Source organism: Aeromicrobium erythreum, from assembly GCF_001509405.1.
In the GTDB taxonomy this organism is placed as follows: Bacteria; Actinomycetota; Actinomycetes; order Propionibacteriales; family Nocardioidaceae; genus Aeromicrobium; species Aeromicrobium erythreum.
Map to the genome: position 1 here is coordinate 2,117,035 of NZ_CP011502.1, position 17,616 is coordinate 2,134,650.

At 71.9% G+C, this 17,616-nt stretch carries 21 protein-coding genes and 4 tRNA genes; 15 read left to right on the forward strand and 10 right to left on the reverse strand.

The window, feature by feature from the left end; all coding sequences use genetic code 11:
• Nucleotides 1-11 precede the first annotated feature (11 nt).
• Entirely contained in the window at nt 12-1,706 is a 1,695-nt protein-coding gene (locus Aeryth_RS09945; RefSeq protein WP_067857970.1) for an FAD-dependent oxidoreductase, read from the reverse strand.
• A 56-nt stretch (nt 1,707-1,762) separates the two neighbouring features.
• Between Aeryth_RS09945 and Aeryth_RS09950 the strand changes: the two genes are divergently transcribed.
• The 4 genes from Aeryth_RS09950 to Aeryth_RS09965 are packed head-to-tail and all read left to right on the forward strand — an operon-like array spanning nt 1,763 to nt 4,589.
• On the forward strand, nt 1,763-2,341 hold the full coding sequence (locus tag Aeryth_RS09950; RefSeq protein ID WP_067857973.1) for a TetR/AcrR family transcriptional regulator: 579 nt from the start codon (nt 1,763-1,765) through the stop codon (nt 2,339-2,341).
• Nucleotides 2,338-3,759: a flavin-containing monooxygenase gene (locus Aeryth_RS09955; protein WP_067857976.1), complete on the forward strand. Its 1,422-nt coding sequence runs from the start codon at nt 2,338-2,340 to the stop codon at nt 3,757-3,759. Before Aeryth_RS09950 ends, Aeryth_RS09955 begins: the two co-directional genes overlap by 4 nt.
• Nucleotides 3,756-4,343 carry an acetoacetate decarboxylase family protein gene (locus Aeryth_RS09960; protein WP_202967658.1) on the forward strand — a complete coding sequence of 196 codons (588 nt, stop codon included), beginning with the start codon at nt 3,756-3,758 and terminating at the stop codon, nt 4,341-4,343. Before Aeryth_RS09955 ends, Aeryth_RS09960 begins: the two co-directional genes overlap by 4 nt.
• Before the next feature lie 42 nt (nt 4,344-4,385).
• Nucleotides 4,386-4,589 carry a hypothetical protein gene (locus Aeryth_RS09965; RefSeq protein ID WP_067857982.1) on the forward strand — a complete coding sequence of 68 codons (204 nt, stop codon included), beginning with the start codon at nt 4,386-4,388 and terminating at the stop codon, nt 4,587-4,589.
• A 25-nt stretch (nt 4,590-4,614) separates the two neighbouring features.
• Here the strand turns inward: Aeryth_RS09965 and Aeryth_RS09970 are convergent, their stop codons facing one another.
• The 3 genes from Aeryth_RS09970 to Aeryth_RS09980 form a co-directional block, all read right to left on the reverse strand.
• Nucleotides 4,615-5,100, reverse strand: a complete 486-nt coding sequence (locus Aeryth_RS09970) for a YbaK/EbsC family protein (RefSeq protein WP_193786264.1) — start codon at nt 5,098-5,100, stop codon at nt 4,615-4,617.
• Between the two features lie 71 nt (nt 5,101-5,171).
• Nucleotides 5,172-5,243, reverse strand: a tRNA-Val gene (locus Aeryth_RS09975).
• Between the two features lie 41 nt (nt 5,244-5,284).
• Complete coding sequence (locus Aeryth_RS09980) at nt 5,285-6,121, reverse strand: aminotransferase class IV (protein ID WP_067857987.1); 837 nt, start codon at nt 6,119-6,121, stop codon at nt 5,285-5,287.
• 93 nt (nt 6,122-6,214) lie between these two features.
• Here Aeryth_RS09980 and Aeryth_RS09985 point away from each other — a divergent pair.
• From Aeryth_RS09985 to Aeryth_RS10010, 5 genes are all read left to right on the forward strand, one after another.
• Nucleotides 6,215-6,286: transfer RNA gene (locus Aeryth_RS09985), tRNA-Gly, on the forward strand.
• Between the two features lie 27 nt (nt 6,287-6,313).
• Nucleotides 6,314-6,384: transfer RNA gene (locus Aeryth_RS09990), tRNA-Cys, on the forward strand.
• 29 nt (nt 6,385-6,413) lie between these two features.
• Nucleotides 6,414-6,488: transfer RNA gene (locus Aeryth_RS09995), tRNA-Val, on the forward strand.
• A 502-nt stretch (nt 6,489-6,990) separates the two neighbouring features.
• Nucleotides 6,991-7,410 carry a hypothetical protein gene (locus Aeryth_RS10005; protein ID WP_144433744.1) on the forward strand — a complete coding sequence of 140 codons (420 nt, stop codon included), beginning with the start codon at nt 6,991-6,993 and terminating at the stop codon, nt 7,408-7,410.
• A 342-nt stretch (nt 7,411-7,752) separates the two neighbouring features.
• Nucleotides 7,753-8,316 (forward strand): hypothetical protein, encoded by a 564-nt coding sequence (locus tag Aeryth_RS10010; RefSeq protein ID WP_067857997.1) that lies wholly within the window; start codon nt 7,753-7,755, stop codon nt 8,314-8,316.
• A 114-nt stretch (nt 8,317-8,430) separates the two neighbouring features.
• Here the strand turns inward: Aeryth_RS10010 and Aeryth_RS18295 are convergent, their stop codons facing one another.
• Together Aeryth_RS18295 and Aeryth_RS18300 are read right to left on the reverse strand one after the other, a co-directional pair.
• Entirely contained in the window at nt 8,431-8,880 is a 450-nt protein-coding gene (locus tag Aeryth_RS18295; RefSeq protein ID WP_236749708.1) for an MFS transporter, read from the reverse strand.
• A 6-nt stretch (nt 8,881-8,886) separates the two neighbouring features.
• On the reverse strand, nt 8,887-9,684 hold the full coding sequence (locus tag Aeryth_RS18300; protein ID WP_236749709.1) for an MFS transporter: 798 nt from the start codon (nt 9,682-9,684) through the stop codon (nt 8,887-8,889).
• A gap of 327 nt (nt 9,685-10,011) precedes the next feature.
• Between Aeryth_RS18300 and Aeryth_RS10020 the strand changes: the two genes are divergently transcribed.
• Nucleotides 10,012-10,440 carry a GNAT family N-acetyltransferase gene (locus Aeryth_RS10020; protein WP_067858000.1) on the forward strand — a complete coding sequence of 143 codons (429 nt, stop codon included), beginning with the start codon at nt 10,012-10,014 and terminating at the stop codon, nt 10,438-10,440.
• A 608-nt stretch (nt 10,441-11,048) separates the two neighbouring features.
• Here the strand turns inward: Aeryth_RS10020 and Aeryth_RS10025 are convergent.
• Complete coding sequence (locus Aeryth_RS10025) at nt 11,049-11,474, reverse strand: hypothetical protein (RefSeq protein WP_067858003.1); 426 nt, start codon at nt 11,472-11,474, stop codon at nt 11,049-11,051.
• A 261-nt stretch (nt 11,475-11,735) separates the two neighbouring features.
• Between Aeryth_RS10025 and Aeryth_RS10030 the strand changes: the two genes are divergently transcribed.
• The gene (locus tag Aeryth_RS10030; RefSeq protein ID WP_067858005.1) at nt 11,736-12,005 is read left to right on the forward strand and encodes a hypothetical protein; all 270 of its coding nucleotides are present in this window, start codon (nt 11,736-11,738) and stop codon (nt 12,003-12,005) included.
• Nucleotides 12,006-12,105: 100 nt separating this feature from the next.
• Here Aeryth_RS10030 and Aeryth_RS17950 read toward each other — a convergent pair whose 3' ends face one another.
• From Aeryth_RS17950 to Aeryth_RS10045, 3 genes are read right to left on the reverse strand one after another with little or no spacing between them, the layout of a single operon-like run.
• Nucleotides 12,106-12,648: a DUF4333 domain-containing protein gene (locus tag Aeryth_RS17950; protein WP_067858008.1), complete on the reverse strand. Its 543-nt coding sequence runs from the start codon at nt 12,646-12,648 to the stop codon at nt 12,106-12,108.
• A 1-nt stretch (nt 12,649) separates the two neighbouring features.
• On the reverse strand, nt 12,650-13,051 hold the full coding sequence (locus Aeryth_RS10040) for a DUF4333 domain-containing protein (protein WP_067858011.1): 402 nt from the start codon (nt 13,049-13,051) through the stop codon (nt 12,650-12,652).
• 11 nt (nt 13,052-13,062) lie between these two features.
• Nucleotides 13,063-13,938 carry a YihY/virulence factor BrkB family protein gene (locus Aeryth_RS10045; protein WP_067858014.1) on the reverse strand — a complete coding sequence of 292 codons (876 nt, stop codon included), beginning with the start codon at nt 13,936-13,938 and terminating at the stop codon, nt 13,063-13,065.
• Between the two features lie 133 nt (nt 13,939-14,071).
• Between Aeryth_RS10045 and Aeryth_RS10050 the strand changes: the two genes are divergently transcribed.
• From Aeryth_RS10050 to Aeryth_RS10060, 4 genes are all read left to right on the forward strand, one after another.
• Complete coding sequence (locus tag Aeryth_RS10050; protein ID WP_144433745.1) at nt 14,072-14,692, forward strand: hypothetical protein; 621 nt, start codon at nt 14,072-14,074, stop codon at nt 14,690-14,692.
• A 290-nt stretch (nt 14,693-14,982) separates the two neighbouring features.
• A complete protein-coding gene (locus Aeryth_RS10055) occupies nt 14,983-16,665 on the forward strand; it encodes a nitrite/sulfite reductase (RefSeq protein WP_067858020.1) in 1,683 nt (560 codons plus the stop codon).
• A complete protein-coding gene (locus Aeryth_RS17385; RefSeq protein ID WP_083516385.1) occupies nt 16,662-16,841 on the forward strand; it encodes a hypothetical protein in 180 nt (59 codons plus the stop codon). Before Aeryth_RS10055 ends, Aeryth_RS17385 begins: the two co-directional genes overlap by 4 nt.
• Nucleotides 16,838-17,596, forward strand: coding sequence for a sirohydrochlorin chelatase (locus Aeryth_RS10060; RefSeq protein WP_067858023.1), 759 nt, complete (start codon nt 16,838-16,840; stop codon nt 17,594-17,596). The genes Aeryth_RS17385 and Aeryth_RS10060 overlap by 4 nt, the downstream gene beginning before the upstream one ends.
• Nucleotides 17,597-17,616: the final 20 nt, after the last annotated feature.

Sequence of the window (17,616 nt, forward strand, 5' to 3'; positions counted from 1 at the left end):
TCGGCGAGGCGTCAGGAGGCCCCGACGCGCAGGCGCGGCATCGGCAGGAGGAGGGCGCCCGGCGCGCCCTCCGGCACGACGGGCCGGTGCGGGGCGACGGCGTCGATCCGGCGGTACGTCGAGCCCAGCGGCGGACGCGGGTCGGGCTCGCCGCGGTTGGGCCAGAACGACATCGCCCGTTCCGCCTGGGCCGTGATCGTGAGCGACGGGTTGACCCCGAGATTCGCGCTGATGGCCGAGCCGTCCGCGACGTGCAGGCCCTCGTGCCCGAACAGCCGCTGGTAGGGGTCGATGACCCCCTCCTGCGGCGTGGTGCCGATCGGACAGCCCCCGATGAAGTGGGCCGTGAGCGGGATGCCGACGAGCTCGCCGACGGAGCCGCCGGGCACGCCGTCGAGCTTGTCGGCGATCTCGCGGGCGACGTGGTCGGCCACGGGGATGTGCGACGGGTTCGGCGCGCCCGTGCCCTGCCGGCTGCTCATCCTGAGGCCGAACGGACCGCGCTTGAGGAACGTCGTGACGGAGTTGTCGAGCGACTGCATGACGAGCACCACGACCGACTGCTCGGCCCAGCGGCGCGGGTCGTGCAGGCGCAGCGTGCCGCGCAGCCCGAGGCCGCGGTAGCCGCGCAGCACCTTGCGCAGCTGCGAGCCGCCGCCGCGGTGGTCGGCCAGCGCCATGTTCATCAGGCTCAGCGCGCCCGAGCCCCGGCCGTAGCGGACGGGCTCGACGTGCGTCTGCGGGTCGGGGTGGAACGACGAGGTGATCGCGACGCCGGGCGTGACGTCGGCGTCCTTGGCGCTCGCGCGGGCCGAGAGCACCGCCTCGGAGTTCGTGCGGCTCAGCTCGCCCAGCCGCTCGGAGATCCCCGGCAGCGAGCGACGGCGGAGCCGGTGCAGCAGGTCCTGCGTGTTGAGCGCGTTGCCCGCGAAGACCACCTGGTCGGCGCTGAAGCGACGACGGCGCAGCCGGTTGCCCGTGCGTCGGGTGTGCACGACGTAGCCACCACCGCGCCGCGGACGCACGTCGGTCACCGTGGTGAGCGGGTGGACCTGGGCGCCGCCCCGCTCGGCCAGGTGCAGGTAGTTCTTCACGAGCGTGTTCTTGGCGTTGTGCCGGCAGCCGGTCATGCACGCGCCGCAGTCGGTGCAGGTGCGGCGCGTGGGCCCGGCGCCGCCGAAGTACGGGTCGTCGACCTCCTCGCCGGGACGGTCGCCGAACAGCACGCCGACGTCGGCGGCGTGGACCGTGTCGCCGACGCCGAGCCCCTCGGCGACCTCCGCCATCAGCCGGTCGGGCAGGGTCGTGCGCGGGTAGGTCGCGACGCCGAGCATGCGGCGGGCCTGGTCGTAGTGCGCGGCGAGCTCGTCGCGCCAGTCGGTGACGTGCGCCCACTGCGGGTCGTCGTAGAAGCCGTCGAGCGGCTGGTAGAGCGTGTTCGCGTACACCAGGGAGCCGCCGCCGACGCCGGTGCCGCTCGCGATGAGGACGTCCTTGAGCGGCGTGATGCGCATGATGCCGAAGCAGCGCGCCCACGGGGCCCACAGGTAGCGACGCAGACGCCACGACGTCTCGGGCAGCTCGTCGTCGGCGAAGCGTCGACCGGCCTCCATGACCCCGACGGAGTACCCCTTCTCGGTGAGCCTGAGCGCGGTCACGCTGCCGCCGAACCCGGAGCCGACCACCAGGACGTCGTAGTGCTTCATGCCTGGCACCGTACCCGCTTGTTGACACTTTGCCAATAGCGTTGTTCACTCGTCCTGTGACCGCCGTCTCCCGCACCCGTCTCGAGCCCGACGCCCGGCGCCGCCAGATCGTCGAGGCCGCGCGCACGCTCTACGCCGAGCGCGCCTACGACGACGTCTCCCTCGCCGAGCTGGCGCGTGCCGCCGGCGTCACCCGCGGGCTCCTGCACCACTACTTCGGGTCGAAGCGCGAGATCTTCCTCGCCGTCATGCGCGACTCCACGCTCATGCCCGAGACGGAGCTGCCGGACCTGCTGCACCTAACGCTCTCCGAGCGCGTGCGCGTGACGATGGACTGGATCCTCGACGCCGCGCAGACGTACGGGCAGGCCTGGGTCGCGGCGTCCGGCGCCGCCGAGCTGCACGGGGAGTCCGACCTGCAGGTCGTGGTCGACGAGGCCGACGACCGCGCCGCCCGTCTCGTGCTCGACGCCGTCGGGCTCCCCGACTCCCCCGTGCTGCGGGCCCGGCTGCGGGCCTCGGCCGCGTACGTGAAGGCGCTGTGCCGCGAGTGGCTCCAGCGGGGCACGCTGACGCGCGACGACGTCCTCGACCTGCTCACCACCCACCTCGTCCACGTCCTGGAGGGCTCATGACGTCCGTCGGCATCATCGGCTCGGGCTTCGGCGGCATCGCCGTGGCGGCCGAGCTCCTGCAGCACGGCCACGCCGACGTACGGCTGTGGGAGCGCGGCGACGACGTCGGCGGCGTGTGGCGCGACAACACCTACCCCGGCGCCGGCTGCGACGTCCCCTCGCCGCTGTACTCGTTCTCCTTCGCCGTGAACACCGAGTGGTCGCGCCGGTACGCGCTGCAGCCCGAGATCCACGCCTACCTGCGGCGCACGGCCGACGACCTCGGCATCACGCCGCTCGTGCAGCTGCGTCGCGAGGTCGTCTCGGCGCACTGGCACGAGACCGACCAGCAGTGGGAGGTCGGCTTCGCCGACGGCTCGCTCGAGCGGGTGCAGGTGCTCGTGAGCGCCGTGGGGCAGCTGTCGGAGCCACGGCTGCCCTCCATCCCCGGCATCGACGACTTCGAGGGCGACGCGTTCCACTCGGCGCGCTGGGACCACGACCTCGACCTGCGCGGGAAGCGGGTCGCCGCGGTCGGCGTCGGCGCGAGCGCCATCCAGTACGTGCCGCACCTGGCCGACGTGGCCGGCGAGCTGACGCTATTCCAGCGCTCGCCGAACTACATCCTGCCCAAGCCCGACGGGCCGCTCCCCCGCTGGTGGCGGCCGGGGATCCGGCTCGAGCGCCCGCTGTGGTGGACGTTCGGCGAGCAGTTCTCGCGAGGTCTCGACGAGGGCACGGTCGTCGGCGCCATCGAGAAGCGCGTGGCCCTCGCGCACCTGCACCGGCAGGTGCGCGACCCGCGCCTGCGCGAGGTCCTCACGCCCGACTACCCGATCGGCTGCAAGCGGATCCTGTTCTCCAACACGTTCTACCCGACGCTGGAGCGCGACCACGTCGACGTCGTCGCCGAACGCATCGTGCGGGTCGTCCCCGAAGGGCTCGAGACCGCCGACGGCACCGTGCACCCGGCCGACGTCATCGTCTACGGCACCGGCTTCGCCGCCCAGGACTTCCTCGACACGATCGACGTGCGCGGCGTGGACGGCGAGGCCCTCGCCAAGCGCTGGGTCGACGGCGCGCACGCCCACCTCGGCATGTACGTGCCCGGCTTCCCGAACCTGTTCGTCTCCTACGGCCCGAACACGAACCTCGGCGGCGGGTCGATCATCTACATGCTCGAGGCGCAGGCCCGGCACATGCGTCAGGTGCTCGACCGGATGCGCGAGGGCGCCCACGCCACGGTCGACGTGCGCCCCGAGGTCGAGGCCGCCTACGACCGGCAGGTGCAGGAGCGGCTGGAGAAGTCGGTCTGGGGCAGCTGCGACAGCTGGTACCGCCACCCGTCGGGTCGCATCACGTCGAACTGGCCCGGGTCGACGTACCCGTACCACCGCCGGGTGCGCTCGCTCGACGTCGAGGACTTCGCGTGGGCGTGAGCTATCCCCCCGAGCCGTGGGACCTGCACGGCCAGGCGGTCGCGTCGGTGTTCCTCGTGCCCGTCCGGTCGCTGCCGGCGCCGCCGCCCGGCACCCGTGTCGTCTCCGTGGCGGGGCGGGCGGTCGTGACCGCCGCCTTCTTCCGGTACGAGGAGCCGAGCCCACTCGTCTACGACGAGGTCATGGCCACCGTGCTCGTGCGCCGCGGCGTGCGACCGCGCGTGTGGATCCCATGGATCTGGGTCGACAGCGAGGCGTCGCGCGACGGTGGGCGCGCGCTGTGGGCCATCCCGAAGGACCTCGCCCGCTTCGATGTCGAGCCGGGACGTCGGCACCGCGGCGACGGCCTCGCGAGCGTCGAGGTCGCGCGGACGGTGGGCCTGCCGGGTCGTTGGCCGCTCGCCTTCCGCGTGGTGCAGCGTCGGGGCGGGCGATCCGTCGTCACGTCCGTGCGCGGACGCCTCCGCGCGCAGCTGCTGCGCACGTCGTGGACGTTCTCGGGCCCGTTGTCGCTGCTCGCAGGACGGCGTCCGGTCGTGTCGGTGCGGGCGTCGAGGTTCCGGCTGCTGTTCGGTCGCGGGTGACCTCGGCTCGCACGTCGTCGCGTTCCACGGCACGGTGGTCCCATGGCTGAGTACCGACTGACCACGGAGGACGGCGACGTCGTCGCCGAGGAGACGCTGGAGCACGACCAGGCGGCCGTCGCCTGGCGCTCGAGCCGACCGTTCGAGGCTCCCACCCCCGGCGAGGGCCGCGGGCTGCGCCTCGAGCGTCACACCGACCGCGGGTGGGTGCGCCTCGACCCGCTCGGCACGGCCGAGACCACCTGACGCTCCCCTGCCCCGGGTCGCGGCCTCAGCCTGCGGGAGGGGGCTGCTTCGTCACGCTCACCCAGCCGACGGGTTCGGCGACGACCTCGAGCTCGTCGGGCGTGAGCTCGATGGCCGACGCCGCGTTGCCGACGGCCGGGTAGACCGACGGGAAACGACGCAGCGACTCGTCGAGGTGCACGGCCGCTCCGTCGGGGTTGGCGAACGGACACACACCGCCCGCAGGGTGGCCCGTGAGCGCCTCGACGTCGTCGGCCTTGAGCATGCGCGCCTTGAGGCCGAACGTCGCCTTGAAGGCCGCGTTGTCGACCCGTGCGTCGCCCGCGGCGACGACGAGGATGCTGGTGCCCGGCTCACGTCCGTAGAAGCCGAGGGTCTTCGCGATGCGCGCCGGCTCGACACCGAGCTCCGCGGCCGCCAGCTCGACCGTCGCGCTCGACCCGGACGTCTCGACGACGTCGCCGTCGCGTCCGAAGCGGGCGAGGTGGGCGCGGGCGCTCTCGATCGACATGCCGGCCATCGTAGGGAGTGCGCAGCGAATGACGAGGCCCCCGGCTCGAGAGCCGGGGGCCTGCGTGTCGGTGGGCGATACTGGGTTCGAACCAGTGACCTCTTCGGTGTGAACGAAGCGCGCTACCACTGCGCCAATCGCCCGGGGACGTCAGAACCTTACTCCACCCCGTCTCGAGGTCGAGCTACGGGTCCGACGTCTTCGCGGCCTCCCGCGCCCAGATGGCCTGCGCACGCTGCGTGACGGGCCCGGGAGCCGCGGCGACGGGTCGTCCGTCGACGTGCGAGATGGCCTGGATGTCGCGCGTCGTGCCGACGAGGACGACCTCCTCGGCGTCGGCGAGCACCTCGATCGGCGCGTCACGCTCCACGACGTCGAGCTCGTCGGCGAGCCACTCGAGCGCCAGCGCCCGGGTGATACCGGCCAGGCAGCCCGACGCGAGCGTGGGGGTGACGAGGGTGCCGTCGAGGACGTACATGATGTTCGAGCCCGTGCCCTCGCACAGGTGGCCCTGGGTGTTCGGCATGACCGCCTCCGACGCGCCCGCGGCGCGCGCCGCCTCGACCATCCTGGCGTTCTCGGCGTAGGACGTGGTCTTGAGGCCCGACAGCGCGCCGCGCTCGTTGCGGGGCCACGGCACCGTGATGATCGTGGCGACCCTCGGCGGCTTCTGGGCCGGCTCGGTGACGACGACGTGGGTGAGCCCGTGGTCGCCGCGGGGCGAGCCGAGCGGACCCCGACCCGACGTGACGGTGATCCGCACCCGTCCGAAGGGGAGGTCCTGGCCGTCCAGGGTGGCGTCGATCCCCTCGCGCAGGAGGCCGAGGTCGGGCCGGCCGATGCCGAGCCCTTCGGCGGAGCGCGCGAGCCGGTCGAGGTGGCGCGTGAGGGCGAACGGCTGCCCGTCGTCGACGGCGACGGTCTCGAACACGCCGTCGCCCACGACGAGCCCGTGGTCGAGCACGCTGAGGGCCGGTTCGTCCGGTGATTCCAGCAGTTTTCCGTTCAGCCAGGCACGCATGGCCCCACCCTAACGCGCCCGCCCGGACCCCCCTGTTTGGCCGCCGCAGGGGCATGTACTAATGTTTCATCTCGCGCCGGGAACGGTGCGAATGCGGACATAGCTCAGTGGTAGAGCATCACCTTGCCAAGGTGAGGGTCGCGAGTTCGAATCTCGTTGTCCGCTCGGAGAGGGTCCCCATACCCATCCAGCGGTGGGTTGGCCGAGAGGCGAGGCAACGGACTGCAAATCCGTGTACACGGGTTCAAATCCCGTACCCACCTCGATCCCCCAACAGAACAGCACCACCCACGGGCGATTGGCGCAGCGGTAGCGCGCTTCCCTGACACGGAAGAGGTCACTGGTTCAAACCCAGTATCGCCCACCACCAAGAAGCCCCGGAATCCCAAAGATTCCGGGGCTCTTCTCGTGGTAGCCACCAGTACTCGCGCGGTATCCGTGCGGCGGGAGTCTGCGCACGCGGGTCGGAGGCACTCGGCACTCGACTGCGCCGTGCAGCCGGCCGCCCGGTCTGAGACCGTTCCAGCATGAAACGCAGCCCCGACGAGTCGCCCCGCTGGCGACGCAAGAGGTTGAGATCACAGGCCCGGTCGGAGATCGCCCTGGGCGCTTGCTCGATCCTCTTCTGGATGATGCAGATCTGGGCGGGCTCCACGGTGGGCCGGCAACCGGGATGGCCCACGTGGACCGGCATCGCCGTGGGCTTCGCTCTCATCGCCTGGGGAGTGCGTCGATACCGCGCCAACATCGACCCCCGCTCGTAGCGGCGACTCTCCTCGACGATCCGAGCAAGCAGACAGCAGCGCGGCGAGTTCCCTCGATCCGCCGACGACACCGCACCAGTCAAAGATCTCGGCGTGGTTCCGTGCATGGCCGGGAGCAGCGGCAGGCGTGAGGCAACGATCGGAGGAGGTCACCTGGCCCTCGGCCCCTTTGGCGGGATCTTCGTGGGTCTGCCCGAGGATGAACCACGCTTCAGGACCTACCGAGACGTGGCAAGGATCGTGCCGCTCGGGCTGTGGGTGGGGCTTCAGACGGCGACCGCGCTCGGTCGGTCAACGCACCTGTGTCTGTATGGCGTCGGCGCCGAACACCACATCCCCTCGCGGCGAACCACTCCCGGCACGTCGTCGGTGGGCGCCACCAGGATGCTGTCGACGGCCGTGGACCCTCGTGTCCGCGCGATGGGCCACCGACTACTTCCGGCGGCTGCGAAGGACAAGCACCACGACAGCCGCTACGACGATGATGGCGACGCCGGCGGCGCCCGAGAAGCCGCGGTCTCCTGAGGAGACCGCGGTCGTCAATAAGGTCATGTCCGGATCCTGCGCGACGGAGGCTGCCACCGCACGTCAGAACAGACGCCCCACATGTGCCCGGACGCGCGATCGACCATGCCCCCTATAGCTCCTGTGACGCTCTCCGTCCCGACACGACGGGGGTACCTGAGCCGACCTGCACCGAGCTGATCCCTGGCACGGAATAGCACCGTGCTCACGTCCAACTGCCGCCCACAGCCAGAAACTCCGAACCTCGCGCGGTTCTGTGTTCCCCGCTCGGCCACTTGCCGGCCGCGCGCGCGAGCCCGACTCCCAGCCGCAGCGTCAGAACGCAGACCTAGGGTTTGCGACATGGAGCAGATCGCACCGTGGTTGTTCGGGCCACTCGGCATTGTCCTTGGATGGTGGCTCAACCAGCGCACGCTTCGCGGAAGCGCCGATCGACAGGCGAAAGAAGCCGAAGAGGCCGCGGCGCGCCAGAGAGTGGTCGACACCGTCACGCTCGGCCGCGACACCGCTGGGATGATTCGATCGCTTCTCCACGGCATTCACCTGAAGCAGCAGTATCGACAGGCACCTCAAGGCTTCTCCGAGGCGATCAGTGAGTTCAACCGGACACGGGACAGGTTTCGCAACGCCGTTCTCGCTCTACGCATCCAGGGCCCTTCCTGGTCTGTGGAGGGCGCCGACCGGCTTGACGTAAAGATCAGCCTCCTGGCAGAACTCGCCATGATCATGCAAAAGGACATCACCGCAGAGCACATGGAGTCCGTGAACTCTGAACTACCCGAACTCGAGCGACTGCTGCGCGACTACGTAGCAACGGTGAGCCAGCACTACAACGCCGACTCATCGACCCTCCCGGTTCAACCCGATTTTGAGAAGGAAGGGCGCTGGCAACCGCCCGACGGTTGACCTGCTCAGAGCCGGGAGGAGTCCCGCCCCGACCGGCCTCGAGCGGGAGTTCCATGGTGACCTCGATGGTGTCGCTAGCCCCGGTCGCTCCAGTCCTTGCGCGGTTCCGCACGATCACGGTCGGGGCGAGGCGTGCCGGACCGAGCGCGCGAGCATGGCGAGCGCGACGGCCTGGACCACCGCGACGCCGATCGCGAAGCCGACGACGTGGTCCTCCACGAGCGCACCCGCGACGACGCCGCCCACCAGCGCCCCGATGCCCTGGACCGCCGCGAAGACTCCGTACCCGCTGGCACCTCGGCTGGCCGGCACGAGGTCGGCCACGTGCGCCTTGACGGCGGAGTCCTGCACCCCGAAGGCGGCGCCCCAGCACACGATGCCGAGCACCACCACCGCGAGGTGGTCGGCGAAGACCAGCGGCGAGACGAGGGCGACGAGCGGCGGCACGACGAGGAGCACACGCGGCCCGACCCGGTCGAAGAACGAACCGCTGACCAGGGCAGTGACCGCTCCTGTCGCCATCGCCAACGCGTACACGAGCGGCACGGCCGCGACGTCGACCACGTCGTCCTAGACGAGCCGGTAGGAGATCACTCCGAACGTCGTCAGCCCCGCCGTCGTCAGCGCGACGGCTGCAGAGAAGACGTGGAACGCGACGGGCAGGTCCAGGCCCAGGACACGGACGCCGACGGACCTCGTGCTGCGAGCCGCCAACACTCCGTCGGCCTCCTCCACGTCGGGCTGGACGACGATCGGCGCCCGGCGGCGCAGCTGGGCGAGCAGCAGCATCGAGAGCACTCCGGGCACGGCGAGCACGGCGAAGCCGGGCCACAGCATCCCTGTCGCGGCCGCGATGGCCGCCAGCAGCAGCGGGCCGGCGAACGCCCCGACTTGGTCGAGCGCCTTGTGGACGCCGAAGCCCTTGCCCCGACCCGTGCCGGAGGCCATGCGTGCCAGCAGCGCCGACTTGGCCGGGCTCCGCACCGCCTTCCCCGTGCGCTCGAGCAGGATCAGCGTGGCTGCCACGGCGAGCCCGGCCGTGCCGAGGAAGGGCGTCACCGCCAGCAGCGGAACGCAGACCGCAGTCATCCCGTACCCGACGACCGTGAGGGCCCAGTGCCTCTGGCTGCGGTCGGCCCAGGTGCCCGTCAGGAGGCGCAGCACCAGCGCCACCGCCTCCCCAGCGCCGGTGATGACACCGACGGTCAGCGCCGAGGCCCCGAGCTCGCCGAGCAGGGGGCCAGCGAGGGACCGCATCCCCTCGTAGACCATGTCGGCAGCCAGGCTGACGAGGGCGAACGCGACGATGGACCGCCACGGCGACCAGACAGGACCGGCACGAGAAGGGACGGACGGCGAGTCGCTCACGAGGTGCGATCCTCGCCCAGGAGGGCGCAGTCTCTGACCGCAATCTTCGTCGCCCGACACGTTGTGGATGGGTCGGATCAGGGGTGAGATTCGGCATGGCCGAAGACGTGGTCGAGCCGCCCGCCAGGCCGCTAGCCTCGTGCCGTCGCTGATCCACTCTCCCAAGGAACGATCCACGACATTGCGCCTGCTTCACGAGGAGCTGGGCCCGCGAGACGCTGTCGACGACTCTCATCTCCCCGAGAGCGTGGGCAGCGTCTCGTCGTTGGTGGCCGGCTCCCCGGGTTCCTGCGGGACGGCGTCGCGCGCTCGTCTACCGTCGGTGCGATGACGACGCCCGGTGACCAGGTGCTGAGGACGCCCCCGACGCTCGAGGACTACCTGCGCCTGCGGACCACGTCCGGGCTGACCCCGAGGTCCGCGACCCAGGGCGAGGGCGCGCTGGCGGGCAGCTGGGCATGGAGTGTCGTCGAGCACGAGGGACGGGCCGTGGCCATGGGTCGCGTCATCGGCGACGGCGGCTGGTACTTCCACGTCGCCGACATGGCGACCCTGCCGGAGCACCAGGGCCGCGGCCTGGGGCGTCTGGTCCTGACCGACCTCCTCGCGCAGATCGCCGAGGGAGCCCCGCCCGACCCGTACGTGACACTCATGGCCGACGCGCCCGGGCGCCGCCTGTACGCCTCGATGGGGTTCGTCGAGACGGCGCCAAGGTCCCTCGGCATGGTCCTCGTGGACGAGCCGCGACCGGGCTGATCGCTGCGCAAGCGGCCCCCGAGCGCAGCCAGGGCGCTTCGGCCGAAGCCGCCCCAGCCGCTCGCACTCGGGGCTCCTGGGTTGAACCCGACGGTGCTGTGTACTGCCTTCCCCCATGGCCTGGTCCCACGCGGCGTGCGAGTCCGTCTGCGATGTGATCTCCACCACGTGTCGACAAGCGGTCAGAGCGAGAGGAGATGGGCCCGCGCGGCGACGAGGACCACCGGACGCCGCGCGGGCCTCATCAGACGACGGGCTCGACCTCGGGAATCGGACCCACCGCCAGATCCGGCCGCCATGCGCTGCGGACCGGGCCGGCGCTCAATGTAGAGGTCCCCGGGTCGTTGCGGGACGAAACCGCACAATGTTCATCCGGCGTGTCGCGACGACGACAGGACCGACGCCGACCGGCAGGGTCCCGGGAATGGGAGTGCGGCCCTCCGGGACCTCTGGTTGGGTACAAGAGGTCGACGTCGGTCGGTGCGCCTCTGGCGCACGAGGCGTCGGCACGGGAGCGCGTCGGCCAGGGGCGACGCTGACCGACTCGGGGCGTGACGCGGGGAGCCGTCGCGCCCCGAGCCGTCCCGGCCCTTCGCCTGCGACGGGACTCAGCAGTCGTCGTTGCGCCAGGTGCCGTCCTCGCGGACCCAGGGCTGGTCCCGCTGCGACAACGACTCGACGTCGAGCTCGTACGACACCGAACCGCGCGCGCCGTCGGCCGTCACCTCGACGTCGCGCAGGGGGTCGTCACCGTCGAGCTCGGTGGCTTGGCGCGTCATCCGCTGGAACTCGGCGAACGGCAGCTCCTGACGGCACCGCGCGGACAGGGACGCGTACGCGTCGTCGGCGCGACCGCCGTGGAAGGCGTCGACGTAGCGGACGACGGCCTGCTCGAGCGCCTCACCCTGCGCACCCGACGCCGACTCCGCCGGCCCCGGCTCCGTGGCGATCGGCGCGGACCCGCCGTCGGACCCGCCGCAGGCCGTCAGGAGCAGCAGGGGGACCACCGCGACCGCGACCAGACGACGCCTCATGCGGGGAGCGTACGTCGGCCCCGGTCGCGGCAGCACGCCCGAGACGGCGGCATCGCGCTCCGCACGACAGCGGCCCCACCACTGGCGGGGCCGCTCGTCGTCACACCGACATGCGAGATGCGGGGCTGGTGTGAGGCTGGCCCGGTCCGGGACACTCACCGAACCGGTACACCTGACGGTACGCAGGTCTGCCGCATTCGCATCTCGAGGACGACCCGGTCCGCAGAGCATTCGACCACGTGTTCGACTACCATCGTCCGGGTGAGCGCCCACCCCCACCACACGCCGCGCTCCACGGCAGCCAGGCCGTCGCCGGAGGCGTCGTCGGTCGAGCGCGCGCGTCACGTGTGGGTGGCGCCGTCCGCGCGCCAGGTCGACCTGCGGCCCTACCCCGGCCTGCTCGTCACCTGGCAGCGCCGCGACGACGGCTGGTGGGCGTACGTGGTCATGCTGCTGCCGACGGGCGCGCTGGTGGCGAACTGGGTGCCTGCGTCGTTGCTGCGTCCCGCTCGAGGCCCGGGCCCGTCCTGACGCGATACCGCCGGGCGGCCGTCGAGCTGCGCAAGCCGACGGCCGGACCCGGCGTAGTTCCAATCTAGGTGCGTCTGCCAGTACCGCAACCGGAGCGACGTCAGGTGCGCGAGACGGAGCGCCAGGTGAAGGTGCCGTCGGCCGACGTGATCCGCACGATCGCGTCGGCCACGACCACCGACGGCTGCGCCGCGTAGGCGACGGCGCAGCTGAACCGCGTGCCGACCGCTGCCGGGACCGATCGGGGGCACGAGACCACCGTGGGACGACCCTGGGCGTCGAGCGAGGCCTTCACCTGCGCCGACACCGCAGCCGTCGACCGGACCGTCCGCGAAGCAGCGGGCGCGGGTCGGGCGGGGCGCGGAGCCGTCGACCGGGTCGGGGTGGGCGACGCGGAGGGGGTCGGCGAGGCCGACGGCGACGGGCTCGCCGACGGGGAGGGGGTAGCCGAGGGCGACGGCGACGCGGAGGCGGCCGGCTCGGCCGCCGGCGAACGCGTCGGCACGACCCGCTCCCCCGCGGCTCGCTGGTCGTCCCCCTCGGTGCCGTCGGTCCCGAGCCACGACCGCAGCCCGAACACGCCGCCGGCGAGCACGAGGACGGTCAGCACGAGCGCGGCCAGGACCTTCTTCGACGCGCCCACGTCACTCCCCCTGCGACACGGGCTTGGAGTTCCAGGTGAAGTGGCCGTCGGGGCCGTCGATCTTGACCGCCGCGACCGCGACGGCCGCCGTGTTCGGCTGGTTGGCGAAGAACACCTGGCAGTCGAAGGCCGTGCCGATCTTCTGCAGCACCCGGTCGGGGCACTCGACGCGGGTCGGCTGACCGGCGTTCTGGTCCAGACGGGTCTTGATCGACTGCTCGATCCGCGTGGTGGTCATCTTGGTCGGCGCGAGCGACGGGCTGGCCGACGCCGACGGTGTCGGGTCGGCGCTGGAGCCGGACCCGCCGTCGTCGTCGGGGCTGCACGAACGCAGCGCGAAGAGCAGCGCTGCGACCCCGAGCAGCACCACGACGAGGGCCGCGACCTTCCGCATCTTCTTCACGGGCGACGATTCTAGCGGTCGGGACGGGGGTGGCGGTCCTCGTCGAAGGAGGCGTTGATCGCAGCGCCGATGAGCACGGCGATGGAGATGACGTACAGCCACAGCAGGACGGCGATGGGCGCGGCGAGCGGACCGTAGATGGAGGTGCCACCGGTGGAGAAGCCGAGCGCCCACCGCACGAGCAGGCTGCCGCCGATCCACAGCCCCATCGTGAAGAACGCACCCGGCAGCCCGGACCTCCACGACACCTTGACCGGGACGGCCAGGTGGTAGAGCGACGCGAGGAAGCCGACCGAGACGAGCAGCACCGCCGGCCAGTACAGCGGCTGCAGCACGGCCAGCTGCGAGGGCACGACCGACGCCGCGACCTCCGGACCGGCGAGCACGAGCGGCACGACGACGATCGCGATCGCGAGGGCGACGACGTACAGCGAGAACGACAGCGCCCTCGTCTTGACGATGCCGCGCACGCCGCCGAGCCCGTAGAGGATGGAGATGGTGTCGAGGAAGACGTTGAGGGCCCGCGAGCCCGACCACAGCGCGAGCACGAACCCGATGGAGACGACGTCGATGCGCCCGGACCTCAGCACCTCGTCGAGGGTGGGCGCGATGACCTGGTCGACGGTGCCCTGCGTGAGCGCCTGGGACGAGAGCTCGAGCACCCGGTCCTTCAGCACGTCGACCTGGGCGACGTCGTAGCGCTCGGCGACGAACCCGATCGTGCCGGCGAGCCCGAACACCAGCGGCGGCAGCGACAGGATCGCGAAGAACGCCGCCTCGGCCGCGAGGCCGGTGACCCGGTGCTGGATGCAGCGGGAGACGGTGCGTGCCGTGACTCGCGCCAGCCGGTCCACGGCCGCCGGGCGTCCTACCCGTTCAGCCGCCATGCCCCTACGGTATCGACATGCATCCCTTCCGCCGCGCACCCTCGACCCGGGCGATCCCGCTCGTCGCCCTCGACGCGGGGGCAGGCACGAGGTGCCTCGCGACCTCGGTGCGTCGCGTGACGGGGACGGCCCGGTGAAGCCGCTCGCGCTGGCCGCGGTGGCCTCGGCCCTGACGACGGCGGTCGCGGCATGGGCGTTGCGGGCCACCGACGCGACGACGGCCGTGGCCGCCGTCGCTGCCGTCGCGGTGGCGACGGCATGGCTCGCGCGCTTCCACGACGGGCCGACCGGCTCGGGAGTCGCCCTCGCCGGTCCCGTGCAGCTGACGGCACTCGCCCTGGTCGGACGCGCGTCCGCTGCGGGCGCCCTGCCCGTGGTCGCCGCCCAGGTCGTGGGTGCGGTCGCGGCCGGGGCGGCCGTCACCGCCCTCGACCTGCCCGGCGGGAGGTTGGTCTGGGACGATCCGACGCTGCTGGCCGGGGGCGTCCTCGCGGCCGTCGTCGGCCTGCTCACGGGGTGGGCGACGCTCGCCGGCGACCCCGCAAGCCCCGCCTGGCAGGTGGTCGGTCCCGTCTCCGCCGGGGGCCTGCTCGGCGTCGGCCTGGCCGCCGCGGCCCAGCCCGCCGCCGTCCTGGGACTGGCGACCGCCGGCGTCGTGGCGTGGCCGCTGGCGCTGGTCGTGGCCGTCGGAGCCCTGCTGGGCGGCCTGCTGGGCACCTTCGTCGTCTCGTGGGTGTCGCCGCACGCCGAGTGACCCCGGTCACGCCACTGCCCGCGTTCGCACCGGTTTCGATGCGCTGATCCCATCATGTGGACGCAGGGACCACATGGTGAGATCTGCAGTTGTGGGGCGTCCACGGGCTGGCAACACTGTCCGCATGCTGATCGCGCACCCGCTCTGGCTCGTGGGACGTCTCCACGTCGACCTCGGTCGTGCGCGCACCATGGCGTGTCGCTGACCCACCGCGCCCGCACCCACCTGCCGCGACGCGCGACGCCCGTCCGTCCCCGACCGGCCGTCGCGCGTCCTCCCCGAGGACTCCCATGACGTCGAGCACCACCACGCCCCCCTCCCGTCCGGCCCGCCGCCGTCGCGGCGAGGGCCAGTGGGCGTTGGGCTACCGCGAGCCGCTCAACGCGAACGAGCAGTCCAAGAAGGACGACAACCCGCTGAACGTCCGCGCCCGCATCGAGAACATCTACGCGCACCGCGGCTTCGACAGCATCGACCCCGGCGACCTGCGTGGACGCTTCCGCTGGTGGGGGCTGTACACGCAGCGCAAGGCCGGGATCGACGGCGGCAAGACCGCGACGCTCGAGCCGGAGGAGCTCGACGACCGCTACTTCATGCTCCGCGTGCGGATCGACGGCGGACAGCTGAACCTCGCGCAGCTGCGCACCATCGCCGACATCTCCGTGGAGTTCGCGCGCGACAGCGCCGACCTCACCGACCGCCAGAACGTCCAGTACCACTGGATCGACGTGCGCGACATGCCCACGATCTGGGAGCGGCTCGAGGGTGTCGGCCTGTCGACGCAGGAGGCCTGCGGCGACTGCCCGCGCGTCATCCTCGGCTCGCCCGTCGCGGGCATCAGCGCCGACGAGATCATCGACGCCCGCCCGGCCATCGAGGCCGTCGAGAGCCGCTACATCGGCGACCGCGCCTTCTCGAACCTGCCGCGCAAGTTCAAGTCGGCGATCAGCGGACACCCTGGGCACGACGTTGTCCCGCAGATCAACGACATCGCCTTCATCGGCGCCGAGCACCCCGCGCACGGACCCGGCTTCGACCTGTGGGTCGGCGGCGGGCTGTCCACCAACCCGATGCTCGCCCAGCGGGTCGGGGTCTGGGTGCCGATCGACGAGGTGCCGGAGGTGTGGGAGGGCGTCGTCAGCATCTTCCGCGACTACGGTTACCGCCGGCTCCGCTCCCGCGCCCGCCTCAAGTTCCTCGTGGCCGACTGGGGCATCGAGAAGTTCCGCGAGGTGCTGGAGACCGAGTACCTCGAGCGCACCCTCGTCGACCTCGACGCCCCCGAGGTGCCGGCCACGCCCGTCGACCACGTGGGCGTGCACCGCCAGAAGGACGGCCGCTACTACGTGGGCGTCGCCGCGACGGTCGGTCGCATCTCCGGCACGCTGCTGAACCGGGTGGCCGACGTCGTCGAGGCGCACGGCTCCGACCGCGTCGCCACCACGCCCATGCAGAAGCTCGTCGTGCTCGACGTCGAGGAGGACCGCGTCGAGTCGCTCGTCGAGGCGCTGGCCGAGCTGGGCCTGCACGCGCGGCCGTCGCAGTGGCGTCGCAACACGATGGCCTGCACCGGCATCGAGTACTGCAAGCTCGCCATCGTGGAGACGAAGGCCCGCGCGGCCGACCTCATCGGTGAGCTGGAGAAGCGCGTTCCCGAGCTCGACGCCCCGATCACGGTCAACGTGAACGGCTGCCCGAACTCCTGCGCCCGCATCCAGACGGCCGACATCGGCCTCAAGGGCCAGCTCGTGCTCGACGAGAACGGCGACCAGGTGGAGGGCTTCCAGGTGCACCTCGGCGGTGCCCTCGGGCTGGAGGCCGGCTTCGGCCGCAAGCTCCGCGCCCACAAGGTGACCGGCGAGCAGCTGCCCGACTACGTCGAGAAGCTGTCGCGCACGTTCCTGGAGCAGCGCGACGCCGACGAGTCGTTCGCGCACTGGGTCGCCCGCGCCGACGAGGAGGTCCTGCGATGAGGGCGACACCGTTCCACTGTCCGTACTGCGCCGACGAGGACCTGCGTCCGCACGGCGAGACCCACGGCGAGTGGGAGTGCCGCAGCTGTCTGCGCGCCTTCCGCCTCGGCTCCATCGGACTCCTCTCCCCCACCCACACCAGCACCACCGACCCCTCTGGAAGGAGGACAGCATGACTGCACCAGCGTTGATCGCCCTGGCGCACGGCAGCCGCGACCCGCGGTCCGCCGAGACCATCACTGCCCTGACGGAGCGCGTGGCGTGCATGCGTCCCGACCTCCGGGTGGCCACCGCGTTCCTCGACCACTCCGAGCCCGACCTCGACGCCGTCGTCGACCGTCTGGTCGCCGAGGGTCACAGCGAGATCGTCCTCGTCCCCCTGCTGCTCACCGAGGCCTACCACGCCAAGGTCGACGTGCCGGAGGCCGCGAAGGCGGCCCGCTCCCGTCACGAGGGGCTGCAGATCGAGGTGACCGACGTCCTCGGCATCGAGAACGCGTTCTTCCACGTGCTCGACCGTCGGCTGCGCGAGGTGCTGCGCGAGAACCGGGTGCGCGAGCTCGACGCCCTGGTGCTCGCGGGTGCCGGCTCGTCCGACGCGGTCGCGAACGCCACCATCGCCCGGGCCGCCCGCGCCTGGGGCGCGCACCATAAGCTGCCGACGATCGCTGCGTTCGCGTCGAGCGCGCCGCCCGCCGCGGGCGAGGCCGTGCGGGCGCACCGCGCCGACGGTCGCCGCAACATCGCGGTCGGTCAGCTGATGCTCGCACCGGGCTTCCTGCCCGACCGGGTGAAGGAGCTGGCGTACGAGGCCGGCGCCGTCGCCGTCGCCGAGCCACTGGGCGTCTCGGACGAGGTGGCCGAGGTCATCCTGGCCCGCTACGCGGTCGGGGCCGTCGAGCTGGTCTCGCTGGACGCGCTCTTCGCCTGAGCACCCCCCGGCACTGGTAC